The organism is Acidovorax sp. Leaf160 (genome assembly GCF_001424265.1).
Taxonomy (GTDB): Bacteria; Pseudomonadota; Gammaproteobacteria; order Burkholderiales; family Burkholderiaceae_C; genus Paracidovorax.
On sequence record NZ_LMOV01000028.1, the window covers coordinates 70,982 to 93,080 of the forward strand.

Genomic DNA, 22,099 nt, shown 5'->3' on the forward strand with positions numbered 1-22,099 from the left:
AAGGCATAGATGAATTCATCGAGCAATAGTTGAAAAGAGAAATGAAAAAAGGCGGGGAAAACCCCGCCTTTCGATTCGCTTAACAGCGATTTAGTGCCCTGACAGGGCAACTAAATGATTACTCCTGCACAGGAGCCACGAAACGCGTGAAGCGGTGAGGCCAAGTGATGCCGAAGTTGCCAGACACGCCGTTTGCCACGCTGCCGTTCGTCAGCTTCTGGAACGAGGAGCCCAGCACTGGCAGGCCAGGGCCGCCGTTGGTGGTGTCCATCACGCCCCAGCCATTTTCAGCGAAGCCGGACGTCAGGGTCTGACGTGCAACGTTGCCACCCAGCACCGAAGCGCCCGAGTCCTTGAATGCCAGCACGCTGGTTTCGCCGCAGAAGGCGAAGCCGGCGGTAGGCGTGCCTGGCGAGAAGATTGGGCCTTGGCCAGGTTGGCCGCCTTCTTCACGATCCAGGAACGTTTGACCGTCGGAAGCCACGCAGATGTTACCCACGGAGTCCACGCTGGTGTTGCCAGGACGGAACCAGTCGATCGCGGTGACGCCGGTGGTGCCAGTAGCCAGACGCGAGAACAGGCGGTAGTTAGCGCCGTTCAGGCCAGCTGCGTAGTTGGCAGCCACACTGTAGCGACGGGTAGGCATCGAGAACACCCAGTCCGTCTTGGCCGTGATGGCCGCGTCGGTAGCGTACTGGTTGGTGATCGACGTAGCAGCCAGAGCGCGCGTCAGTTCAGCAGCTTGCGTCAGAGGAGACGTGGCTGCGGTTGCGTCCACTGCAACGTAAGGCGTAGACATGTCAGGCAGGTCATAGAACGCAGCCTTCAGAACCTGGCTCACAGCCGTGGTGCCGTAGTCCGAACCGTTGGCAGGACGTGCGTCCGTACGGAACAGAGGGTCAGCGGTGTAACGGTCCACGTTGCCAACTGGCGTGCTCAGTTGTGGGAAGTGCACGAAGTTGCCGCGCGCGGCATTGCCGGCACCGTCAACTGCAACCACCGAGGTGGAAGCGCCCGAGAACGTCGTGGTTTGTGGGATGTTCAGGATGTACCAGTCACCCATCAGGCCAGTCGTAGGCGTGTTGAAACCCGACGTACCAACGTTTGCAGCCGTGTAGTTCGTGGAAGCAACGCGATCCAGCAGCGTGCGAGCGGCGGAGCCGGCCACCGAGCAAGGAGCAACGCCGTTCACGTGCTTGATAGCTTGGTACAGGGTAGGAGCAGCAGCGGTACCGGTCGTGTTGACAGGAATGTCAGCCATGCTGAACAGCTCGACATAACCTTCACGGGTCTGGTTAGCCTTGTCGCTGGCGACCAGGCTGGAGTTCAGACGGTCGGTCACAAAACGCTGGGGCACGTTCTTCGTCAGTGCAGGCACCGTGCAGCTGTTGTCAGCCGTGGTGATTTGCGCCACGCCGTCGGAGCCTTGCGTCACAGCAGCCGTCCACACGTCGCCGGGCGACAGGAACAGTTGGAAGTCAAGAATATCGTCGGAGTTGGAAGCGCTGCGGAAACGCACCTTCACGGCCTTGCCGTTGGAGGTGTCGGTGTTCACCACGTGGAACACGCTCATGTTGTTGTTTTGAGCGTTGAAGTATGGCACCAGCAGGTTGTGACCCACGCCAGCGTCAGAGATACGCAGCGTCGTAGCGTTGGCAGCAGTCAGACCGCCGCCAGTGCGGATGACGTCAGCCGAAGCGGTACCTGCCAGGCCCAGGCCACCAATCATGGCAGCAATGCTCAGAGCCAGAACATTTTTCTTCATACAAGGAACTCCAGTTAAAAAAGTTGGTAAGCGCAACTACCACGATTGATTACGCCGGGGAATGTTAGCACAGCGTACGAACGGGGAGGGTATCGGAGAAACTGTAAAAAAAAGCGTTGTTGATGAAATGCAACAACGCCCGGGGAGTAGCACGAACGCGTTCGCAACAAGCGAGGTCAGGGGGCCTCGAAGTGCCACCAGTTGCCATCCTCCAGCACCCAGACATCGTCCGAATACATCTCGATCGGGGCCATGTTCATCGCCACAATCGGTGGCACCACCGCCATCTTGATCCGAGCGACGCAGCGCTCTGCCTCGCACGTGACGCGCTCCACCTCCACCGCCTTCGCACCCAAGCCAGCATTGCGCACCCGGTACTGTTGCAGGTCCCGCACCTCACGATAGGAGGGAGCCGTCAATTGGTAGGCCTTGTCTGGCCGCCCTTCGAGGCGGGCTTGCCAGAAATCATTGGCGCGGCTCTTGACTGCACTTTCCGGGCCACCGAATGTAGCGCAACCGGCCAGCAAGGTGCTGACGCACGCAAAGGTAAGCGCCGCTGCGGCGCGCATCCGTCGATTGGGAGCAATTCTCATAGTCTTTTCCTCAAGGTTGCATCAGTTGTTGTGTCCAGCCGAGCATCGGTGCATCGCACCGTCACTGGGGCGGCAGCGGATTGATTGGAAGCGGCAGGTTCGCCGCCGGAGCCGGACTCGCACTTTGCGAACGCGGGTTCCGCTCTTCCACGGCGCGCAACCCGCGCAAACGATCCCGCAAGTCTTCGCTGACCTCGCGGATTTCCGGATCGGTCCGCACGACTCGAGGTGTGAGGATCACCAAGAGTTCCGTACGATTACCCCCCCGAGAGTTGGTGCTGAACAGGTTGCCCACGAGCGGAATGTCTTGGAGCAAGGGCACGCCGGACTTGTTGTTGGATTGCGTATCCTTGATCAGCCCCCCCAACACGACGGTTTCACCTGAGCGGACAGCCACCTTGCTCGCGATCTGGCGCTGAAGGAAGGTGGGCTGGGCCGCCCCGTTGGTGATATTCAGAGTGTCCGTCAGCGTCTGATCGATCTGCATGGTGACGAGGTTGCCCGCATTGACGGAAGGTGTCACCGCGAGGTTCACGCCGGTGTCACGATACTGGTACCCCTGCGTAGTGGCTCCGGTCGTGTCGCGTAGCAGGCTGGTAGGAACTGGGACCTGGTTGCCCACCGACATCTGCGCCACATGGTTGTCCAACACCATCAACGAGGGGTTGGACACCATTTTGACAAGACCTTTGCTTGCCAACGCGTTCAGAATGACGCGCACGTTTCCAGCAGAGTTCAGGAGTGAATAGGTGAACCCCTGACTCGCACTGATGGTGTTCAAACTGGTGACGCTGGGCGGGGCTTTCAGATCTCCTGATGCCAGGACTCCAGCGCCGTCGTAACTGCCAGACCCGCCGCTAAACGCCCATTGCAGGCCGTAGTTGAGTGTGTCGTCGAGCGTGACTTCCACAATGGAAGCATCAATCAGCACCTGGGTCGGCGGCAGATCCAGCCGCTTCAAGGTCGGCTCGATCTTCGAAAACTCGCTTTTCGTCCCCCAGACCAGGATGGAGTTGTTCAGCTCATCCGCCATCACGCGGATGTTGCCGATCAGTGCGGTGGAGGCTCCCTGGCCCGTTCCGCGGGTGTTGTTGGCGTTTTGCCCGAACTGTCCGCTCGACGTCCTGTTGCCGAAGGCGCTGCTGCCACCGAAGCCGCTGCTGCTGCCGAAGCCCGAGTTGCCGAAGCCCGAGTTGCCAAAACCGGAATTACCGAACCCGGAGTTGCCGAAGCCCGAATTGCCAAAGCCGGAGTTACCGAACCCGGAGTTGCCGGAGCCGCCGCCCAAGCCTGGCGCAATGCCGCTATTGGCAGAGGCGCCGCCGCCGGCCATGCCGCCGAAGATGCCGCTCAGCACCCCTGCCAGATGCCGGGCGTTTCCGTTCTGCACCTTATAGATATAGAGCTGCGGCTCGGCACCGTTGTCGATGGGCTGATCGATCTTCTCGATCCAGCGGCGCGCTTCTTCCAGCGCCGACGCGCGGGGCGTCACCACCAGGATGCTGTTCAGGCGTTCAACTGGCACGATGCGCACGCCGCCGAAGAAAGTCCCGCCCGTAGGCGCAGCCGCCCCTTGGCGACCGCCTGCGCCGCCCTGCCCCGCAGAGCCGGCCGCCACGGCCGACGAGCCGCCCCGGGCGGAGCCGGTAGCACCTGCAGCGCCGCTGCCCGCGGCCTCCAGCCCACTGCCTGTCATCAGGCGAATGGCGGTTTCGACGTCTTCGATCGAGATGTTCTTGAGCGGGATCATCCCGACGGACATGCCCTTGAGCAGATCCACGTCGAAGGTGTTCACCAGGTCCAGCCAGCCCTCTGCCTGCGTGCGCGTTCCGGCCATCACCAGCAGATTGCGCAGGGGATCGACCCGGATGATGGCCTCCGCAGGCACCATGGGCTTCAGGATGGCTGCCATTTCTGCAGCGCCGATGTACTGCAGCGGAACGATGATGGCGCCGTAGCCAGGTGGCAGCGGCGCGGTCTTGCCGGCCTGGCGGATGGTGCCGCCGATGCCGCGCAACAGGTCCGGCTTGCCCACGTGATAGGTACCCCGAGCGTCGCGCAACATGGCCAAGCCGTTGGCCTGCAGGGCGCTTTCCAGCAGGAACACCGCTTGGTCCGGCGCGATGGGCACGCGCGTGGAGAGCGTGACCGAGCCCGTGAGTGGCGGGTGCAGCACATAGGGCGTCTTGAGGATGTCGCCCAGCAGGGTACGAACCACCTCGGCCACTGGCGCGTCTTCGAAGTTGAAGCTGAGCGGGGCACCGGTGATGGGAGGCACCTCTTTCGCAGGAGCCACGACGACATCGTTGCCGCGCATGAAACGCGGCTTCGACTCGATCACCTCTTCTTGAGCAGGCTGCGCACCCGCTTGCGCAGGGACGATTTGCCCAGCAGGCGTGCCGGGCGCGGGCATGCCGCTCTCCGTCATGGCTGGGGAGGACTGCGCTGCTGCAGTGGCGGCGAGCGCGGCACAGGTCAAGGCGGTCAGTGCGGAACGGGGAAAGGTCATGTCTGAAGTACCGGTCATCACGGTGAAAACTTGCGCGCCGCGTGTCAGCGGCCGCCGAAGGTTGGCTGCGGAGGCGCCGGAGGCGCGCTGCCACCACCGTTGGCTTCTGCTGAATTGGCAGGCGACTGCTGTGCCGGCTGGGGGCTGACCCCCGCCTGTGGAACGGCCGCAGATTCGTACCTGACGGCCGGCACGGTGAACGCCGAGCCCGGCGAGCCCCGCCCAGCCCCAGCGCCACCACCCTCGCCCGTTTGCAGCAGCGAACGCTGCAGCGTCAGCACGCGCTGCTCGCCGCCCCGGACGAAAGTCACCGACTGTCCCTGAATGGACTTCAAGGTCCAGCCGTCCACCAGGTCGTTGATTTGGGCCCGCTGCTGCTTGCCCGCCACCTGAATGATGACACCGCCGGCGCCAGCGCCCTGAAACACACCCGAAAGCTTGGCAGTGCTGAGGTTATCTGGCGGGGGCGGCGGCACTGCCGCGGGCGGCGGCGGCGGAGGGGGCGGCGGACGGCGGGTAACGGAGAAGACCGGGCGGTCCAGCATGGCGATGAACCGGCTGGTGTCGGCAGAACCGGCGGCGGGCAGCGCCGGAAGCATCGCCTGGTAGTCAGTGCGCAAAGGCTCTGGCGGAACCCAGGCGCCGTTGCGGATAGATCCATCCGGCTTGAACCAGAGCGCCGCCAGAACCAGCGCAAGGCCCACGGCCAGCGCAGTCAGCAGGTGCAGTGCGTAACGCTTCATGAACGCTCCCGCAGCACACTGATGCCGAACTGGACGGACAACTTGGGGGCGAACTTGGGGTTGGCCGATGCCAGCCCGCCGATGACCTGGATTTCCAGGTCATCCAGGATCATGAGGGGCATCTGGCTGCTGAGCACGGCCAGAGCGCTCTGGACGGCGATCAAGTCGCCGTCGGTGCGCAGGGTGAGCGGTATGCGGTCGAAACCCTTTTCCTCTTTCGGGGGCAGCACCTGGCTGCTGCTGATCTGCAGTCCTGCAGCACTGAAGATATCGCGCACCCTTTGCTGGGCGATGTTGCCTGTCTGGTTGGAGTCCTGCGTCGCGGGATAGGTGTATTGCGCGCGCATCTGGTTGGCCTTGGCCAGCACGCTCGCGATGTCGGCACTCTGCGCCTCCAGCCCCAGCAGCCGCGCGTGACGCGGCTCCAGTGTGGCCATGTTGCCCTTGACCCACTGGTGCTTGGAATACACATACCAGCCGCCCGCTATCAAAGGCGCCAGCACCAGCAAAACACTGCCGGCCAGCAGCCCCCACTCACGCATGCGTAGCTTTTTCATCAGCGCGCCTTTCCACCGGCAGGGGCAGCGGGCGCGGCAGGCGCCGATCCGCCAAAGGTCGGGCTACCGCCAAATGTGGGCGCAGCTGCCGCTGGTGGCGCAGAAGGAGCTGCCGCCTGGGCAGCGGCAGCCGTGGGGGTTGCAGCGGCACCTGCGGCCGGTGCGTCACCGCCCGCCGGAACAGCGACCGCCACAGCCGGTGGCGTTGGCACCACGCCAAACTCTTTCAGATCCAGCATGAATTCGATGACAAAGGTTTCTTTGGTTGAAGCACCGACGCGCGTGGCGGGACTGGGCGCCTTCACGTCGCGCAGCCCGGGCTGCTCTCCCAGCAATTGCATCAAGGCCGACGCATTGCCGGCAATGCCGGACAAGGTCACCTTGCGGCCCTGCAGCTTGAAACCCTGCACCGCCGCGTCGTCCGGCAGCAATTTGGTGAGCATGTCGAGAACGCGCAGAGGCTCCACCCGATCGACTACCAATTCAGACAACGCGTTGAGCTTTTCGACAGACTTCATCATCGCTTCGCGCTGCTGTACTTGCGGCGCCACCCGGCCTGCCAGCGCAGCATGGGCGTCCAGTGCCTGCAGCGCACGCTTACGCAGTTGCAGACTGGGCGTCACGGCCATGGCCAGCAACAGCAGCGCGATGATCGCGAGCAACGCAAAGCCGGCGTTGCGCGACCGCCGGCCGTAGGCCTTGCGCGCGTTCTCGCCATAACCACGCAGCACGACCGGCGAGCCAGCAGCGCTCCGCACCCATACCTCATAGTCGGAGATGGCGCCCAGCCGGGACGCCTGCGAGGCCGAATACTCCGCCACCTGCTTGCGCGAAGCGATGGCGACGTCTGCCGCAATGCTGCCCTCGGCACCCGGACGGGTTGAATACCCCCAGACCAGATCGTCGGCAGGGAACGGACTGATGGACCGCGCCTGCAACGCGAGCGCGCTCTCCAGATCACTGGCGCCCAGCCGCGGAAGCGTCATCGTGCGGCGGAGCACCAGATCTTCTGGCAGCTCCAGCGCCGTAAAACTGGACTTGAGCCGCCCGACGGGCTGTGCGTGTCCCACACCGGCGCACCAGAACGACTGCCCGCCGTCTGCATGGAGCAGCACGACCTGCGGCTCAGGGGTCAGCCACGAAAGCGCAGGCGATTCACCCACGCTGGCCCAGGCCTGCCGGGTGTCTCGCCACAGCGTACGGAGATCGATACCCAGGAAGCGGGCGTCGGAGGAAAGGGACGGCATGTGTTATGGAGTAGTTGCGCGTTGAGTGGACTCCACACTGCGAAGGGTGCGGAAGGTATGCCACGGGGCGCCATCGGAGGCTCGGGTGTCGAGGGCGACGTTGCGAGCGACGCGCACCATCGACCCATCACCCATGGGAACTCTCGCCTGCACTCGGAATTGCCTCACTGCGGAAACGTCTGTCAGCGACCCATCGATAGACGAAGTGTCGACCCCCACCTGGCCCGCGGCTCTCTTGGATGCGATCTGTGCCGCAGCGCCTGCGTTGCCTCCGGTCAATACCTGCAGCACCTCAGGGGGGGCTGCCATCGGATTCACACGGCCCGAGCCGCGCAAGTCGGCCGTCAAAAGGCCAGCGAGTCTAGCATAGAGGTCATAGTCGATGCCGGGCACCTTGAGCAGGTCCTCTTCCGCCTCGAACCGCTGCCGTCCGCCCCGGGAATCGGGGGTATCGCGCACCGTGACCACCGCCTGCGCGGCCGCCTGGGCAGCGCCGGCAGGCAGTCCGCCAGCGACGGCAAACAAGCGCTCGAGGAGCGGCAGCGGCGCCGCATTGATGTCGATGTAGCCGTTCAGCGGAATGATCTCGACCTGCATCGACACGCCGCGGTAGACGACCGGGGACTGCACCAGTTGCTGCACCGGCTGGTTGTTGGCAACCAGCGCCTGCAATGCGACCTGGATCGCCCCGTCTCCCAGCGCCTGGGCCTGCACCGCCTGGCGGGACAGCGACATCATGCGCGCCTCATCTCGAATGGAACGGGTCAGCCCAGTCGCCAGAATGCTGAGCGACGCGACGATCCACAACACGGCGATCAGTGCCACGCCCCGGGAAGCAGCCTCATGCGCATGCCTGCGCCGCGCCATCACAGTGCCGTGCATGCTAGCGACTCCCGCCAAAAGTGGGCCGGCTGGAACGGGGGTCGCTCGCCGGCATGACGCGAAGCGGCACGACGAGTTCGGGCCACGCGCCCTCCTCCGTCTGTACCGACACCACCACCCGCTGCGGCAGTTCGTCGACCTCTTTCCATGCGGCGGACCATGCTGGCGGTTCGTAACGTGCGTCCTCGTACTGCATTGCCAGGCCGGTGACCCCTGTCGTCAAGGTATACGACTCGGCCACCGCCCAGTTGGGCGGCGTGGCGGCGTCTACCCAGGGGGTGTACTGGAGCACCAGCGCACCACCCGAATCGGCCGCATCGACGACTCCCAGACGGAAGTGATAGCGGCCGCCCACGCCATAGCGCCCCGGCATCACGCCGACCCAGGCCATCTGCTGCGGCTGCCCCAGGAAGAAGAACTGACTGGCGCCCGCTTCCACCAGCCCGGCGACCTTCTGCCCCGACACGCGCTCCAGCACCGAACGCAGAAAGGTCTGCGCCACACGCAGGTCGTCGGACCGCTGAAGGCGGGCATCCACACGGGTTTCAGTTTGCGCCGCCGTGCGCAGCGCGGACCCCAGGGCCAGCATGATGAGCGACAGCAGGGAAATCACCACCAGCAGCTCCACCAAAGTGAAGCCATGTCCACGGCGACGCGGCGCCCGTCTGCTGAAGGGAGCCAGCGGGCGACCAGGACGCTGATGAATGGGTTCTCGGGTGTTCATCGTGTGAACGCCGCTTCCGGGGGCTTGCGCTGGGGCCGCAGCGTGGCGAGTTCGAAACTGCGGTCACGCTCGCCGTCGAACCAGGTGACAACCACTTCCACCTCATGCAGCAGAGGAATGTCAGGCCCAGACAATCCAGTGCGATAAGGGGCGCTGCTGACCTCCCAACGATAGCCGCCGGATTCGCCCGACTGCCGCCAGCCTTGCTCTGGAACCGCATCGCGCAGGGCGGCGACGGATTCGGCCAACAGCACGGCGCGCTGGTAGCGCTCCACGTCGCCCGCGCTGCGCGCACTGCCGCCCATCGCCCGATAGAGCATGCCAAGCGCCAGCGCCATGATGGCGAAGGCCACCAGCAATTCGAGAAGCGTCAGCCCCCGCTGACGCGTGCTGGGCATCATGGCGTCAGAGCCTCCTGGCTCACCCGACCTGAAAGCCAGTCCACACGCAGGCGCGTACCCACCTGGGGAGAGCGCAGTATTTCGATGCTGCCACCAGTGGCGCCACCACTCGGGAGAAACAGGATGGAAGCCTTGCCGTCGGATCCCAGCTCGCGACCGGCGACGATGGCACGCAGTTGCAACGGCTCGGGCAGCGGCTTGCGCACGCCGTCCACTCCATAGGACCGGCTCTGCAGGTCGACAGTGAAGCGCACTTCGCGGCCTTCCGCGAGGGCAGTGCCCCTGGCCGCCCGCATCTGGCTGAACATGGTGCGGACGGCATCGCGGTACTGCGACGATTCGCGGAACCGCTCGAATGCGACTGGCACCAGCCCAATGACGAGTGCCAGGATCGCAAAGACCACCAACAGCTCTACCAACGTAAAGCCGCGCGCGCGACGCATGCTGCTGACGAAGGAAGAGAAAGCGCGTGCTTACTGCGTGTTCCGGATGTCAGCGGCCTCGCCGTCACCCCCGGGGGCGCCGTCAGAACCCAGCGACAGGATTTCGATACCGCCGTTGGCACCAGGACCGGTGTAGCGATAGGCGTGGCCCCAGGGGTCGGTAGGCACGCCTCCCTTCAGATAGGGGCCTGCCCAGCCATTGACGGCGCCGGGGCGCTTGACCAGGGCTTCCAGGCCCTCTTCGGTGGTGGGGTAGCGACCGACGTCGAGCTTGAACAGCTCAAGGGACTTGTCCAGATCAGCGATCTGAACACCCGCCGTTTTGGACTTGGCGCCGCCGAGTTGATTCAACACACGCGGCCCCACGAGGCCGGCCAGCAGCGTCAGGATGGCCAGCACGACCAGCAGCTCGATGAGGGTAAAACCGCGCGCGGACCGGCGGGAGGGCATCTGGCCGACGGTACGGCTTGCACGGGATTGCGCCATGAAAAACGGCTCCTTCAGTAAACAAAAAATTATACGGCGAGGTCGTTGATCGACAGGATGCCCAGCAGGATCGACACGATGATGGCGGCAATCAGCACGCCCAGCACGAGAATCAGCACGGGCTCGACCAGCGTCAACAGGCGTTTGATACCTGTTTCCACCTCACGGTTCAATATGTTGGACAGCTCCAGCATCATGGGCCCGATGCGGCCTGTTTCCTCACCCACACGGATCAGGTTGATGGCAAGGGGTTCGAAGATGCGGGTGGCGGAAACCGCCTGCACCACCTTGCCGCCCTCCTTCACGATGGGCGCCACCTTGCCCAGGGACTGCTGCAGCACGGTGTTGCCCACGGTATCGGTCGCGATGTGGAGCGCGGTCAGCATTGGAACCCCATTCCCGAGCAAGGTGCCGAGAGAACGGGAAAAAAGTGTCAGCTGGTATTTCAACGTCAGGCGGCCGACGAGTGGCAGCCGCAGGAGCCATGCCTGCCACCAAGCGCGCCCACCGGGGGAGCGGAGCCAACGCATCATCAGCGAACCCAGACCGAACAGCAGCACCGCAATGACGAGCCCGTAGCTCTTGAACGCATGGCCAAGCGCCATGACCCACTGGGTGGGCAGGGGCAGCGCATCGCCCATGTCGGTGAACAGCTTCTCGAACTGCGGCACGACGAAACCCAGCATCGCGATGAGCGAGAGCACTGCCACGCCCAACAAGATGGCGGGATAGATGGTGGCCGAGATCACGCTTTCGCGCAGGGCCCGTTGCCGCTCCATGTGCTCGACCAGCCGCTCCATCACCGCGGACATCTGCCCGCTGGCCTCCCCGGAGCGGATCATGTTGATGTAGAAGTCGCCGAACAGGTCGCGATGCGCCGCCAAGGCGCGGCTCAGCGGCGTGCCACCCTTCACGGCGTCGAGCACGCCCTGCAGCATCGCAGCCACGCTGGGCTTGTAGCTCATCTCGATCAGCACGCGCAGCGCGTTGTCGAGCGCCAGCCCGGCCCGCAGCATGATGGAGAGTTCGGAGGTCAGTGCCAGCACGTCGGAGGACTTGACGGGGCTCTTGTCGACCCGGCCCTTGCGCACCGGAGCGATGGCCGCCGCCCCCGCGGCAGTCGACGATGCGGCACCCTTGCTGATCGCGGCGCCGGGCGTGATGCCCTCCGTCACTGCCAGGGGCGTCATTCCCTGCTCCCGCAGCAGCTTCAGCACGGCAGCCTCGCTGGCCGCGTTCAGGTGGCCTTCGGTGATCTTGCCCGCCGCGGAAACACCCCGCCAAGAGTAATCAGGCATCGGACTGATCCTGCGTCACGCGCGCCAACTCGTCCAGCGTGGTCATGCCCGCCGCCACCTTGCGCAACCCGTCCTCATACAGGTTCAGCATGCCCGCCTGGGAGGCCAGTGCGTTGAGCGCGTTCGCGTCGCGGCCTTCGATGATCGCGCGCCGCATGGGTTCGTCCAGCACGAAGAGCTCATGGATGCCGGTGCGCCCCCGGTAGCCCGATTGCCTGCAATGCTCGCAGCCGACAGCGCGGTACACCGGCTGCCCCATGGCGGAAAACCGGCCCAGTCCGGTGCTTTCGCGGACTTCCGGGCCGGGCTCGTACGCCTCCTTGCACTGCCCGCACAGGGTACGCACCAGACGCTGGGCCAGCACGCCGTTGACTGCGGACGTGATGAGATAGCCCTCGACGCCCATGTCCTTCATCCGGATCACCGCGCCTGCGGCCGTGTTGGTGTGCAGGGTGGACAGCACCAGGTGCCCCGTCAGCGCGGACTGCACGGCGATCTGGGCCGTCTCGCCATCGCGCATTTCGCCGATCATGATGATGTCGGGATCCTGGCGGAGGATGGAGCGCAGCGCATTGGCAAACGTCAGGTTGATCTGCGGATGCACCTGGATCTGGTTGATGCCCTCCAGCTGATATTCCACCGGGTCTTCCACGGTGATGATCTTGTTGGCCTCGGCGTCGATCTTGGACAGGGCGGCATACAGCGTGGTGGTCTTGCCGGAACCGGTGGGGCCGGTCACGAGCAGGATGCCGTGGGGACGCGCCAGCAGCTCGTTGAAACGCCCCAGCGTGTCTTTCGCGAAGCCCATCTTTTTCAGATCGAGCCGCACGCTGGCCCGATCGAGCACCCGCATCACGACGCTTTCGCCATGCACGGTGGGCACGGTGGACACCCGCAGGTCCAGCTCGCGCCCCTTGACGCGGGTCTTGATACGGCCGTCCTGCGGCAGGCGACGCTCGGCGATGTCGAGATGCGCCAGCAGCTTGACCCGGGAGTTGACCGCGGCACTCAGACGCGGCGGCACCAGTTCGCCGACGTGAATCACCCCGTCCACCCGGTAGCGCACATGCAGACCGTCGTCGAACGGCTCCAGGTGGATGTCCGAGGCGCGCAGGTCGATCACCCGCCCGATGATGGAATTGACCAGACGGATCACTGGCGCTTCGCTGGCCAGATCCTTCAGATGCTCGACGAAATCGCCGCCATCGGTCCCGTCGCCAAAGCCGTCGTCGGTGTCCTCTTCGTCCGCGCCCTGCTCCACCACGGGCTCGGCCAGGGCCTTTTCGATGTCGGTGTCGAGCGCGAGATGGGGAACGATCGCGTGGCCCGTGGCGAGACGCAACCCCTTCACCACGAAGGCATCCTGCGGCACCGCCATGGCGACGTGCAGACGGCCCTCGGTCACCCGCAGCGGATAGACGCTGTTCGCTTGCAGAAACTCGGGCAGCAGCCCTTCGACCTCCGGCATGACTTCCGGAAACTCGGCGGCCGTGACGATGGGCACACCCAGTTGCCGCGACAGCGCCTGGATGACGTCCAGCTCCGACACCAGCCCCAGCCGCACGAGGACGCGGCCCAGCATGCCGCCCATTTCCTGCTGCGCCGATAGCGCGCGCTCGAGATCGCGAGCGCTCAACTTGGCCGACTGGACCAGCAATTCACCCAGCGCAGGCCTGTGCACAGGCGTTGGATCTACCAGGGGTTCGATGCGTTCGGGGAGGGTGTTGGTCGTCATGAAGGTGTGCAATGGCTCGCCATGGGCCGCGCCGCACGCGGCCGAGCGCGCGGCGGGGTGCAAGTGTAGCCGCGCCGGTCGGCAGCACGGAATGGCCCGGCCCGGGCGCTACGCGGTGAAGTGACCGACGTTTACTCGCAAGCCAACCCGGGCCAGCAGCCCCATCCCTGCATCAGGCAAATACTTCCGCCTGGCGGAGGGACGTGCCGTTCATGTCCTTGGCAGACAGGCTCGGCGCCCCCTCGAAATGCCAATCGATGGCCAGATCGGGATCGTTCCATGCGATGCTGCGCTCGTGCTCGGGCGCGTAGTAATCCGTGGTTTTATACAGAAAGTCGGCGGTGGGGCTCAGCACCACGAAGCCGTGCGCAAAACCCGGCGGCACCCAGAGCTGACGGTTGTTCTGCTCGCTGAGTTCCACGCCAACCCACTGACCGAAAGTGGGTGAGCTGCGGCGGATATCCACCGCCACATCGAACACAGCCCCCTGCACCACCCGCACCAGTTTGCCCTGGGGCTGGACGATCTGGTAGTGGAGCCCCCGAAGAACGCCTTGGGCACTGCGGCTGTGGTTGTCCTGGACGAACTGGTAATGGGTGTGGGTCTCGGCGTTGAATTGCTTTTGGTTGAAGCTCTCCATGAAGAAGCCGCGCGAATCGCCAAAGACTCTGGGCTCGATGACAAGGACTTCGGGGATGCGGGTGGCAGTGATTTTCATGGGCTCAGTTCACGTGGATCGGCGTGTCGATTGGCTGTTGGGTGTGCAAGGGTCGTATCGCTCTGACCGAGAACTGCCGAGGCGGGAGCCCCTGTCTGTGCCAGGCGACCATTTGCTCGTAGGCTGATTCCAGATCCTGGGCAAACGCTGCAGCGTCGAACAAGGGCGAATGCGGCTTATTTTGTGCAAGCCGGTCCTTGAGAGACTGCAGTTTGGCGGGGTGACGCGCCAGATCCAATGCCAGAGCCTCGTAGGCTTGCAGGTTGTGCGTGATCAGCTTCGGCAGATCCACTGCCTGAAGCAGGCTGGCCGCAACGCGGCCTGCGAACGAATCACCCAGACATGTCAGAACGGGCAGGCCCGCCCACAACGCATCGCTGGCCGTGGTGTGGGCATTGATGGGCAGCGTATCCAGGAAGAGATCGGCCAAGCGGTGCCGTGCCAGGTGGATGTCCACCGGCCTGCGGGGAGAGAACACCAATCGCCGCCCAGCCACACCTCGCCGCTCCGCCTCTTGGCGAAGGTTGCGAGCGACGCCTTCACATTCGCTGATGAACCACAGTGAGCTGTTTGGCACAGCCTTCAACAGCCGCATCCAGACGTCGAACACCTCAGGGGTGATCTTGTAGGTGTTGTTGAATGCAGCAAATACGAAGCCGCTTTCGGGCAGGCCTTCGCTGGCCCTGGTGAAAACGTCGGTGCTCATTGCACGCAGACTGTCGTTCGGCTGATAGCAGTGCGGCATCTGCACGATGTGCTCGGCATACCGATCTGCATGATCGAACGGCGTGACGACCTCGTCGCCGATGATGTAGTCATAGGCTGCGTGGCCCATGCTGCCGGGGTAGCCGAGAAAGTTCACCGCGATGGGGGCGGGCTTTCTTAAAAATAGCTCGAATCGCTCTCCGCGCGTGTGACCCTTGAGATCGACGACGACGTCGATCTGATTGGCACGAAGGCTTTCCACGATGTCTTCATCGGAGTATTCCCGCACCTCGAGGAATTCGTCGAAGGCGGAACGCAGCCGTTGCCTCATCGCATCTTCCGAGTCTTGACCGAAAGAGTAGGCATAGCTTCGAACCCGGCGTCTGTCGTGCCTCTCGAACACTTGGGCCATCAGGAGCGCCGTGGCATGGGCGTGGAAATCTGCCGACAGATAGGCAATGCGAATGGGAGCGGACGTAGATTCGTTTCGAGAATCCATATCGGCACCGGCACCGGCACCGGCACCGGCATCGGCATCGGCATCGACATCAAGCCTCGGCACGGCACGCAGAGAAGACTCCGCTCTATAGGCAAACTGCTCCGCATACCGGCGGTGCTCCAGCGGGTCGTCGCTCAGCCAGAGCATGGCGAATGGGGAGACGGGCAACAGACCCGCGGCGACACAGGCCAGCACTCGCGGGCGCACCGCATCAAGCTCCGGCCAATCGCACAGCGCAGCGAGGGACTGGGCCAAGCCGCCAAGCGCCAGTGCCTCGTCGGGTGACAGCACGAGCACCTGGCGGTAAGCGGCACAGGCCTGCACATGGCGGCCGAGCACCTGCAGCGCCTCGGCCTTGTTGAGCCAGGCGGCGGTGTAGTGAGGCCTGCGGGCAATGGCGCGCTCGCTGGCCTCGAGCGCTTCTTCCTGGCAACCGAGCTCCTTGAAGGCATTTCCCAGGTTGTGATACGCCACCGGGTCCTCCGGCCAGATCAGCAGGCTCTGCTGAAAGCACCGCAATGCTTCCCTGGCCTGTCCCTGGTGCGCCTTCACGATGCCCAGCAGATGCCAGGCCAGCGCGTGCTGTGGCTGTTCCTGCAGCACGCCGCGGTAGACAGACTCCGCCTGGTCGAAAAGCGTCTGCTGCTGAAATTGCAACCCTTCCCGCAGGCGCTGGCCCCAGGGATCGACGTTCCCTGCCTGAAACGTCATGGCTGCACGGGGTCCCTCAGGATGCGCTCCAGATATTTGCCATATCCGCTCTTCAACAAGGGCTTGGCCAGCCGCTCCAGTTGGGCGCTGTCGATGAATCCCCGGCGCCATGCAATTTCCTCGGGGCAGGCGATCTTCAGCCCCTGGCGGTGCTCGAGCGTGGCGATGAACTGCCCTGCTTCGAGCAGGCTTTCATGGGTGCCAGTGTCCAGCCAGGCATAGCCGCGCCCCATGATTTCCACATGCAGCGCGTCCCGCTCGAGGTACAGGCGGTTCAGATCGGTGATTTCCAGCTCGCCACGCGCAGACGGCTTGAGCTGGCGTGCGAGCTCCACGACATCGCGGTCGTAGAAGTACAGACCCGTGACCGCGTAGCTCGACTTGGGCGCTTCGGGCTTTTCCTCGATGGACAGCACCTTACCGTTCGCGTCGAACTGGGCCACGCCGTATCGCTCCGGGTCCAGCACGTGGTAGGCGAACACGCTGGCGCCCTGCTCCCGCTGCATGGCGTGGCCCAGCAGGTCCTCGAAGTCGTGCCCGTGAAAGATGTTGTCGCCCAGCACCAGCGCGCAGGGGCTGCCGGCCAGAAACTCTTCTCCGATCAGGAACGCCTGGGCCAGGCCGTCCGGGCTCGGCTGCACCGCGTACTGCAGGCTGATGCCCCACTGGCTGCCGTCCCCCAGCAGTTGTTCGAAGCGTGGCGTGTCTTGCGGCGTGCTGATGATCAGGATGTCGCGGATACCCGCCAGCATGAGCGTGCTGAGCGGGTAATAGATCATGGGCTTGTCGTAGACCGGGAGCAGCTGCTTGCTGATGGCCAGCGTCGCCGGGTGCAGACGGGTGCCGGAGCCCCCGGCGAGGATGATGCCTTTGCGTTGGATCATGGGTTTCCTGGGGTATCTACAGCGTCTCGCGCAGCATGCGTGCCACGCCAGCCTGCCACGGGGGCAGTACGAGACCGAAGGTGTGCTGGAGCTTGAGGGTGTCCAGCCGTGAGTTGTGAGGCCGGCGGGCCGGGGTCGGGAAGGCACTCGTGGGGACCGCATCCACGTCGCGACTGGAGGCCTTCAGCGGAAGGCCTGCCGCTTCGGCCTGCTGCAGCACGAATTGCGCGTAGCCGTGCCAATGGGTTTCGCCACTGGCCACCACGTGGTAGAGACCGGCCTTGGAGCGGTCGGCCAGCGTAGCGCGCACGGCATGCGCCGTGACGTCGGCCAGCAACTCGGCGCCGGTGGGCGCGCCGAACTGGTCATCGATGACGGTCAGGCGGTCGCGCTCCTGCGCCAGCCGCAGCATGGTTTTGGCGAAGTTGCCACCCCGGGCCGCATAGACCCAGCTGGTGCGAAAGATCAGGTGATTCGGACAGTGCTGCGCGACCTGCTGCTCGCCTTCGAGCTTGGTGCGGCCGTAGGCGCTGAGCGGCCCGGTGGCGTCGCCCTCCGCCCACGGGCGGGAGCCGCTGCCGTCGAAGACGTAATCGGTGGAGTAATGCACCATCAGGGCACCCAGCTCGTGCGCTGCGCGGGCGACGGCTCCGGGGGTCGTGGCGTTCAGCGTTCGAGCGAAGTCTTCCTCGCGCTCCGCCTTGTCCACGGCGGTATGCGCTGCGGCGTTGACCACCACGTCCGGGCGCAGCCGGCGCACGGTCTCTGCCACCTCCTCGGGACGACTGAAATCGGCCACATGCTCCCGGCTGTCGTGATCGAGCGCGGTCAACTCACCCAGGCATGCCAGGCTGCGCTGCAGTTCCCAGCCGACCTGCCCGTTGCAACCCAGCAGCAGCACCTTCATGCGGCGGCCTTCGTGTCGTACTGCCTGGCCACCCACTCGCGGTAGGCACCGCTTTGCACGTCGCTCACCCAGTCGGCATGCGCCAAATACCATTCCACGGTCTTGCGAATACCGGTTTCGAAGGTTTCGGCGGGCTTCCAGCCCAGTTCGCGCTCGAGCTTGCGTGCGTCGATGGCGTACCGGCGGTCATGGCCCGGGCGATCGGTGACGTAGGTGATCTGGTCCTTGTAGGGCTTGCCATCGGCGCGGGGGCTCAATTCATCGAGCAGCGCGCAGACCGTGTGCACGATCTCGATGTTGGGTTTCTCGTTCCAGCCGCCCACGTTGTAGGTCTCGCCCACCCGGCCGGCATCGAGCACGCGGCGAATGGCGCTGCAATGATCCTTCACATAGAGCCAATCCCGCACCTGCATGCCATCGCCATAGATCGGCAGGGGCTTGCCTGCGAGGGCGTTGACGATCATCAGCGGGATGAGCTTTTCCGGGAAGTGGTAAGGGCCGTAGTTGTTGCTGCAGTTGGTGGTGAGCACCGGCAGGCCGTAGGTGTGGTGCCAGGCGCGCACCAGATGATCGCTCGCAGCCTTGCTGGCCGAATACGGGCTGTTGGGCTCGTAGGGATGGTTTTCCGTGAAGGCCGGCGCATCGGCAGACAGGCTGCCATACACCTCATCGGTCGACACGTGCAACAGCCGGAACGCCGATCTCTCCTCGGCAGGCAGTTCCTGCCAGTACGCCCGCACCGACTCCAGCAAGCGGAAGGTTCCCACCACGTTGGTTTGAACGAACTCGCCCGGACCGTGAATGGACCGGTCCACATGGGACTCTGCCGCGAAGTTGACGACCGCACGCGGGCGGTGCTCCGCCAGAAGCCGGGCGAGCAGATCGGCATCGCCGATGTCGCCCTGCACGAACACGTGACGCGGGTCGGACTGCAGGGACGCCAGCGTCTGCAGGTTGCCGGCGTAGGTGAGCTTGTCAAGGTTGACGACAGGCTCTTGCGATGCGGCAAGCCAGTCCAGAACGAAGTTGGCGCCGATGAAGCCTGCGCCGCCAGTGACGAGAATCATAAGAAGAGAGGAGTCGAGAGGGGCCGGGTCGGCAGGGCAGGAATTATCACACCTCGCCTCCTCCTTCCTTGCGGGAGCCCGTCGGCTGGCCCGGGCCCACGGGCGTGCTCACCCGCCTGCGGTCTGCCCGTCGATCGGGCCCTGGCGCGACAGGCCGTGCTGCACTGCAGCGTGTGCATCGATCAGGCGTGGGGTAGAGTGGTCGCGAGACACCTTAACGACGAGACAGTGGAGGCAGCAGATGGCGAAGAAACCACCGCGCCGCACGGCCGAACGCATTCTGGAAACGAGCCAGGAGCTGTTCAATCGCTATGGCGAGCCCAATGTCTCGACCACCGCCATTTCGGCAGAAATGCGCATCAGCCCGGGCAACCTCTACTACCACTACCCCGCGAAAGACGAACTGATCAACGCGTTGTTCACGCGTTTCGACGTGGCGCTGCAGGAGGCATTGCAGCAGTGCAGCCTGGCACGCACCGTGAACGAAGCGTCCCTCAGCCTGCACAGGCTGCTCGAGCTGGTCTGGCAGTACCGGTTCTTCTACCGGGACCTGAACCACCTGATGTCGAGAAACCGGCAGCTGGAGGCGGCCGTCCAGCCGCTCATCGATCGCAAGCAGCATGCCCTGCAGGAGATGCTGCGTGGCTTGCGCAGCGAAGCGCTGCTGGACATCGACGATCAGGGCATCACTGACACCAGCAACAGCATGGTCGTCATGGCCACCTACTGGATCAGCTTCGAATACGCGCGCAATCCGCGCCAGGCACTGGAGCCAGAGAGCGCGCAACAGGCCTTGTCGCGCGGGGTCCAGCTGGTTCTCAATTTGCTGAAACCCTATCTCCATCCGCGCGTGCGGAGTGGCCTCGCGCCGACCCAGCCAGCAGCCGTGGAACTGACGGCCTGACGGCCAGTGACTGCGATATTTCCTTATGCCCGCCTGGACTCCCTTCCGCTCGCCAGAGAACTTCACCATGGACGCGGCTGCATTGCGGGCCGCGTGGCCCCAGCTGCATGCGGGCGATGCAGAACCCTGCCCGGATGAGGCCGATGTGCTGCACGCCTGGGCGCTGTTCCATGCCGGCGACTTCCAGCAGGCAGAACAGGCAGGCCTGGCGGCAGGCGCAGCGGGATGGACCGCCGCCAACAAGGCCACCATCGTGTATGCGCTCTATCTGGAGCCCGACGGGCGACGCCAGCTCGAGCTGCTGCAGCAGGCCGCCGTTCGGGCAGGTCAACAGGCGCTGAAAGATCCGCTCAACCCCAATGCCTGGTTCTGGCAGGCCTATGCCCTGGGGCGCTGTGCCCAGCGCGGCAGCGTCACCCAGGCCCTGGCAGAAGGGCTGGGCACCAAGGTGCGCGACCTGCTGTCCCGGGTGCTGGCGCTTGCGCCCCGGCATGCGGATGCGCGACTGGCGCTGGGAACCTTCCACGCGGAAGTCATCGACAAGGTGGGAGCACTCGTCGGAGGCCTGACGTTTGGGGCGCGGCGAGACACCGGCCTGGAACTGTTCCAGGCGGCGCAGGCCATCGACCCCCACAGCATCATCGGCCAGCTGGAGCATGCCCGGGCCGTGGTCATGTTGAAAGGAGATGCTGGCAAGCCGGAGGCGATGCGCCTCTACGAGTCGGCAGCACAGGCCCGGCCGCGCGACGCGGCCGAGTACCTGGCGCTCACCCGGGCGCGCGAGGAGTGCGCCCGGTGCGTTGCTCACTTCAACCTGAGCAGCGAGCAGCCCCCGCCTTAGACCGTGAGCCGTCGGAGGCGGCCTCAGGCCACGACTGCAGCCCACCGGCGGGCTGCGATTTCCAGCAACCCGTCGAAGATCAGGTTCTCGACCAGCTCGAACGGCCGCGTCATGCTGGGCGCCATCTTCCAGCCCGCGCCGCCGGTCATCATGCAGGCCGGCTCTTCCCCGCAATGCGCCATGACGTGCTGCACCATGCGTTCCACCGCTCCCGCAATGGCATAGGTTCCGCCGCTCGTCAGGGCGTCACTGGTGTTGGTGGGAAAGAGTCTGACCTCGCCGGTCGGCACGTGCAGCCCGGCGGTGCCGGTCTCCAGCGCCCGCAGCATGATCCCGTGGCCGGGCAGGATCAGCCCGCCCAGGAAGCGCCCCTCTGCGTCGATGGCATCCACCGTCACGGCCGTACCGACCATCACCACGATCAGGGGCCGCGCCCGGCCGCCGGACAACATGCGATGGCGCGCGCCGATCATGGCCACCCAGCGATCCGAGCCCAGCCGCGAGGGGTGGTCGTAGCCGTTGACCAGGCCCGCCTCCTGGGCGGACGAGACCACCCACTGCGCCTGCACGTCCCACAGCTCCATCTGCTCGACCACCCGCCGCTTCACTGCGTCGCCCGCCACCACGCAGCCGAGCATGCGGGTGGGCGCAGGCAGACCCGCCCATGCGCCGTCGGCCAGCCGGTCGATGTTGTCCAAAAATTCGGCACCATGGGCTCGCACCGGCGCCGAGGCGTGCGGTGCGTCAAACAAGGCCCACTTGAGACGGGTGTTGCCAACGTCGATGGCCAGGAAAGTCATTTGGCGATTATCGTGAGTTTTGGTTTGCCGCCCCGCATCCGCCGGAGCGCGGATGTGGCGGGCCATGCGCTCGCCCGCATCTTCCGCGAAATGTCAAAGATGCTCGTTCGGCGCGATTTCCGACACAACAGCGCTTCCACCCGCCGCTACATTGCAAGCCTCGTTCAACATCACTGGAGGAATGAAACCATGGGTCTTTTCAATTTCATCAAGGAAGCCGGAGAAAAGTTGTTCGGCGGCAAGGACGCCCATGCGGCAACGCCCGCAGCCGCGGCGCCCACCCAGGACGAACTCAATGCCAAGGCCAGCAAGGCGATCGAGACGTACATCGCCTCGCAGAACCTGGGCACCAGCAACGTGCAGGTCGCATTCCAGGGCCCCGAGGGCAAGGTGACCGTCAAGGGCGACGCCCCCACCCAGGCCGCCAAGGAAAAAGTCACCCTGTGCTGCGGCAACGTGGCCGGCGTGACCAGCGTCGACAACCAGATGGGCGTGACCCAACCGGAGCCCGAAGCGCAGTACCACGACGTGGTGCGCGGCGACACGCTGTCCGCCATCGCCAAGAAGTTCTACGGCGATGCCAACAAGTACCCCGTCATCTTCGAAGCCAACAAGCCCATGCTGACGGACCCCGACAAGATCTACCCGGGCCAGAAGCTGCGCATCCCAGCGCTGTGATG

General features: G+C 64.7%; 22 protein-coding genes. 3 read left to right on the plus strand and 19 right to left on the minus strand.

Annotation, left to right across the window (positions count from 1 at the left end):
• Positions 1–118: 118 nt before the first annotated feature.
• The 18 genes from ASF94_RS18695 to rfbB form a co-directional block, all read right to left on the minus strand.
• Positions 119–1,765 (minus strand): hypothetical protein, encoded by a 1,647-nt coding sequence (locus ASF94_RS18695; protein WP_056670106.1) that lies wholly within the window; start codon positions 1,763–1,765, stop codon positions 119–121.
• Positions 1,766–1,941: 176 nt separating this feature from the next.
• Positions 1,942–2,358, minus strand: a complete 417-nt coding sequence (locus ASF94_RS18700) for a hypothetical protein (protein WP_156382597.1) — start codon at positions 2,356–2,358, stop codon at positions 1,942–1,944.
• Between the two features lie 61 nt (positions 2,359–2,419).
• A complete protein-coding gene (gene gspD / locus ASF94_RS18705; protein ID WP_056670112.1) occupies positions 2,420–4,867 on the minus strand; it encodes a type II secretion system secretin GspD in 2,448 nt (815 codons plus the stop codon).
• Positions 4,868–4,911: 44 nt separating this feature from the next.
• Positions 4,912–5,571: a hypothetical protein gene (locus ASF94_RS18710; protein ID WP_156382598.1), complete on the minus strand. Its 660-nt coding sequence runs from the start codon at positions 5,569–5,571 to the stop codon at positions 4,912–4,914.
• A gap of 35 nt (positions 5,572–5,606) precedes the next feature.
• Positions 5,607–6,167, minus strand: coding sequence for a type II secretion system protein GspM (gspM, locus tag ASF94_RS18715; protein WP_056670118.1), 561 nt, complete (start codon positions 6,165–6,167; stop codon positions 5,607–5,609).
• Positions 6,167–7,414, minus strand: coding sequence for a PilN domain-containing protein (locus ASF94_RS18720; RefSeq protein WP_056670121.1), 1,248 nt, complete (start codon positions 7,412–7,414; stop codon positions 6,167–6,169). Before ASF94_RS18720 ends, gspM begins: the two co-directional genes overlap by 1 nt.
• Positions 7,415–7,417: 3 nt before the next feature.
• Positions 7,418–8,296, minus strand: a complete 879-nt coding sequence (locus ASF94_RS18725) for a general secretion pathway protein GspK (RefSeq protein ID WP_235505431.1) — start codon at positions 8,294–8,296, stop codon at positions 7,418–7,420.
• A 1-nt stretch (position 8,297) separates the two neighbouring features.
• Entirely contained in the window at positions 8,298–9,020 is a 723-nt protein-coding gene (locus tag ASF94_RS18730; protein ID WP_056670124.1) for a prepilin-type N-terminal cleavage/methylation domain-containing protein, read from the minus strand.
• On the minus strand, positions 9,017–9,421 hold the full coding sequence (locus ASF94_RS18735) for a type II secretion system protein (RefSeq protein WP_235505432.1): 405 nt from the start codon (positions 9,419–9,421) through the stop codon (positions 9,017–9,019). Before ASF94_RS18735 ends, ASF94_RS18730 begins: the two co-directional genes overlap by 4 nt.
• Positions 9,418–9,864 (minus strand): GspH/FimT family pseudopilin, encoded by a 447-nt coding sequence (locus ASF94_RS18740; protein WP_056670128.1) that lies wholly within the window; start codon positions 9,862–9,864, stop codon positions 9,418–9,420. Before ASF94_RS18740 ends, ASF94_RS18735 begins: the two co-directional genes overlap by 4 nt.
• A gap of 30 nt (positions 9,865–9,894) precedes the next feature.
• The gene (gene gspG, locus ASF94_RS18745) at positions 9,895–10,350 is read right to left on the minus strand and encodes a type II secretion system major pseudopilin GspG (protein ID WP_056670130.1); all 456 of its coding nucleotides are present in this window, start codon (positions 10,348–10,350) and stop codon (positions 9,895–9,897) included.
• Between the two features lie 29 nt (positions 10,351–10,379).
• Positions 10,380–11,648: a type II secretion system F family protein gene (locus tag ASF94_RS18750; protein WP_056670133.1), complete on the minus strand. Its 1,269-nt coding sequence runs from the start codon at positions 11,646–11,648 to the stop codon at positions 10,380–10,382.
• Positions 11,641–13,383, minus strand: coding sequence for a type II secretion system ATPase GspE (gspE, locus tag ASF94_RS18755; protein WP_056670595.1), 1,743 nt, complete (start codon positions 13,381–13,383; stop codon positions 11,641–11,643). The genes ASF94_RS18750 and gspE overlap by 8 nt, the downstream gene beginning before the upstream one ends.
• Positions 13,384–13,555: 172 nt before the next feature.
• Positions 13,556–14,101: a dTDP-4-dehydrorhamnose 3,5-epimerase gene (gene rfbC, locus ASF94_RS18760; protein WP_056670135.1), complete on the minus strand. Its 546-nt coding sequence runs from the start codon at positions 14,099–14,101 to the stop codon at positions 13,556–13,558.
• Between the two features lie 4 nt (positions 14,102–14,105).
• Positions 14,106–16,016 (minus strand): tetratricopeptide repeat protein, encoded by a 1,911-nt coding sequence (locus ASF94_RS18765; RefSeq protein ID WP_056670136.1) that lies wholly within the window; start codon positions 16,014–16,016, stop codon positions 14,106–14,108.
• Positions 16,013–16,900, minus strand: coding sequence for a glucose-1-phosphate thymidylyltransferase RfbA (gene rfbA, locus ASF94_RS18770; protein ID WP_056670137.1), 888 nt, complete (start codon positions 16,898–16,900; stop codon positions 16,013–16,015). Before rfbA ends, ASF94_RS18765 begins: the two co-directional genes overlap by 4 nt.
• A 16-nt stretch (positions 16,901–16,916) precedes the next feature.
• Positions 16,917–17,807, minus strand: a complete 891-nt coding sequence (gene rfbD / locus ASF94_RS18775) for a dTDP-4-dehydrorhamnose reductase (RefSeq protein ID WP_056670138.1) — start codon at positions 17,805–17,807, stop codon at positions 16,917–16,919.
• Positions 17,804–18,874, minus strand: a complete 1,071-nt coding sequence (rfbB, locus tag ASF94_RS18780; protein WP_056670139.1) for a dTDP-glucose 4,6-dehydratase — start codon at positions 18,872–18,874, stop codon at positions 17,804–17,806. Before rfbB ends, rfbD begins: the two co-directional genes overlap by 4 nt.
• A gap of 241 nt (positions 18,875–19,115) precedes the next feature.
• Here rfbB and ASF94_RS18785 point away from each other — a divergent pair, with 241 nt between their 5' ends.
• Both ASF94_RS18785 and ASF94_RS18790 read left to right on the plus strand, forming a co-directional pair.
• Positions 19,116–19,778 carry a TetR/AcrR family transcriptional regulator gene (locus ASF94_RS18785; protein ID WP_056670141.1) on the plus strand — a complete coding sequence of 221 codons (663 nt, stop codon included), beginning with the start codon at positions 19,116–19,118 and terminating at the stop codon, positions 19,776–19,778.
• A gap of 25 nt (positions 19,779–19,803) precedes the next feature.
• Positions 19,804–20,619, plus strand: a complete 816-nt coding sequence (locus tag ASF94_RS18790) for a hypothetical protein (protein ID WP_056670144.1) — start codon at positions 19,804–19,806, stop codon at positions 20,617–20,619.
• Positions 20,620–20,642: 23 nt separating this feature from the next.
• Here the strand turns inward: ASF94_RS18790 and ASF94_RS18795 are convergent, their stop codons facing one another.
• Positions 20,643–21,419 carry a type III pantothenate kinase gene (locus tag ASF94_RS18795; protein ID WP_056670147.1) on the minus strand — a complete coding sequence of 259 codons (777 nt, stop codon included), beginning with the start codon at positions 21,417–21,419 and terminating at the stop codon, positions 20,643–20,645.
• A gap of 189 nt (positions 21,420–21,608) precedes the next feature.
• On the opposite strand from ASF94_RS18795, the gene lysM reads away from it, so the two are divergent.
• Complete coding sequence (lysM, locus tag ASF94_RS18800; RefSeq protein WP_056670150.1) at positions 21,609–22,097, plus strand: peptidoglycan-binding protein LysM; 489 nt, start codon at positions 21,609–21,611, stop codon at positions 22,095–22,097.
• Positions 22,098–22,099: the final 2 nt, after the last annotated feature.

Excerpts from the sequence above, each read along its gene's own strand:
- ASF94_RS18730 (WP_056670124.1), bottom strand. The coding sequence starts at position 9,020 with ATGAACACCCGAGAACCCATTCATCAGCGTCCTGGTCGCCCGCTGGCT.
- lysM (WP_056670150.1), top strand. The coding sequence starts at position 21,609 with ATGGGTCTTTTCAATTTCATCAAGGAAGCCGGAGAAAAGTTGTTCGGC.
- ASF94_RS18735 (WP_235505432.1), bottom strand. The coding sequence starts at position 9,421 with ATGATGCCCAGCACGCGTCAGCGGGGGCTGACGCTTCTCGAATTGCTG.
- gspE (WP_056670595.1), bottom strand. The coding sequence starts at position 13,383 with ATGACGACCAACACCCTCCCCGAACGCATCGAACCCCTGGTAGATCCA.
- ASF94_RS18725 (WP_235505431.1), bottom strand. The coding sequence starts at position 8,296 with ATGCACGGCACTGTGATGGCGCGGCGCAGGCATGCGCATGAGGCTGCT.
- ASF94_RS18765 (WP_056670136.1), bottom strand. The coding sequence starts at position 16,016 with ATGACGTTTCAGGCAGGGAACGTCGATCCCTGGGGCCAGCGCCTGCGG.
- ASF94_RS18695 (WP_056670106.1), bottom strand. The coding sequence starts at position 1,765 with ATGAAGAAAAATGTTCTGGCTCTGAGCATTGCTGCCATGATTGGTGGC.
- ASF94_RS18795 (WP_056670147.1), bottom strand. The coding sequence starts at position 21,419 with ATGACTTTCCTGGCCATCGACGTTGGCAACACCCGTCTCAAGTGGGCC.
- ASF94_RS18790 (WP_056670144.1), top strand. The coding sequence starts at position 19,804 with ATGCCCGCCTGGACTCCCTTCCGCTCGCCAGAGAACTTCACCATGGAC.
- ASF94_RS18720 (WP_056670121.1), bottom strand. The coding sequence starts at position 7,414 with ATGCCGTCCCTTTCCTCCGACGCCCGCTTCCTGGGTATCGATCTCCGT.
- gspD (WP_056670112.1), bottom strand. The coding sequence starts at position 4,867 with ATGACCTTTCCCCGTTCCGCACTGACCGCCTTGACCTGTGCCGCGCTC.
- ASF94_RS18750 (WP_056670133.1), bottom strand. The coding sequence starts at position 11,648 with ATGCCTGATTACTCTTGGCGGGGTGTTTCCGCGGCGGGCAAGATCACC.
- gspM (WP_056670118.1), bottom strand. The coding sequence starts at position 6,167 with ATGAAAAAGCTACGCATGCGTGAGTGGGGGCTGCTGGCCGGCAGTGTT.
- rfbD (WP_056670138.1), bottom strand. The coding sequence starts at position 17,807 with ATGAAGGTGCTGCTGCTGGGTTGCAACGGGCAGGTCGGCTGGGAACTG.
- rfbB (WP_056670139.1), bottom strand. The coding sequence starts at position 18,874 with ATGATTCTCGTCACTGGCGGCGCAGGCTTCATCGGCGCCAACTTCGTT.
- gspG (WP_056670130.1), bottom strand. The coding sequence starts at position 10,350 with ATGGCGCAATCCCGTGCAAGCCGTACCGTCGGCCAGATGCCCTCCCGC.
- rfbC (WP_056670135.1), bottom strand. The coding sequence starts at position 14,101 with ATGAAAATCACTGCCACCCGCATCCCCGAAGTCCTTGTCATCGAGCCC.
- ASF94_RS18785 (WP_056670141.1), top strand. The coding sequence starts at position 19,116 with ATGGCGAAGAAACCACCGCGCCGCACGGCCGAACGCATTCTGGAAACG.
- ASF94_RS18700 (WP_156382597.1), bottom strand. The coding sequence starts at position 2,358 with ATGAGAATTGCTCCCAATCGACGGATGCGCGCCGCAGCGGCGCTTACC.
- ASF94_RS18740 (WP_056670128.1), bottom strand. The coding sequence starts at position 9,864 with ATGCGTCGCGCGCGCGGCTTTACGTTGGTAGAGCTGTTGGTGGTCTTT.
- rfbA (WP_056670137.1), bottom strand. The coding sequence starts at position 16,900 with ATGATCCAACGCAAAGGCATCATCCTCGCCGGGGGCTCCGGCACCCGT.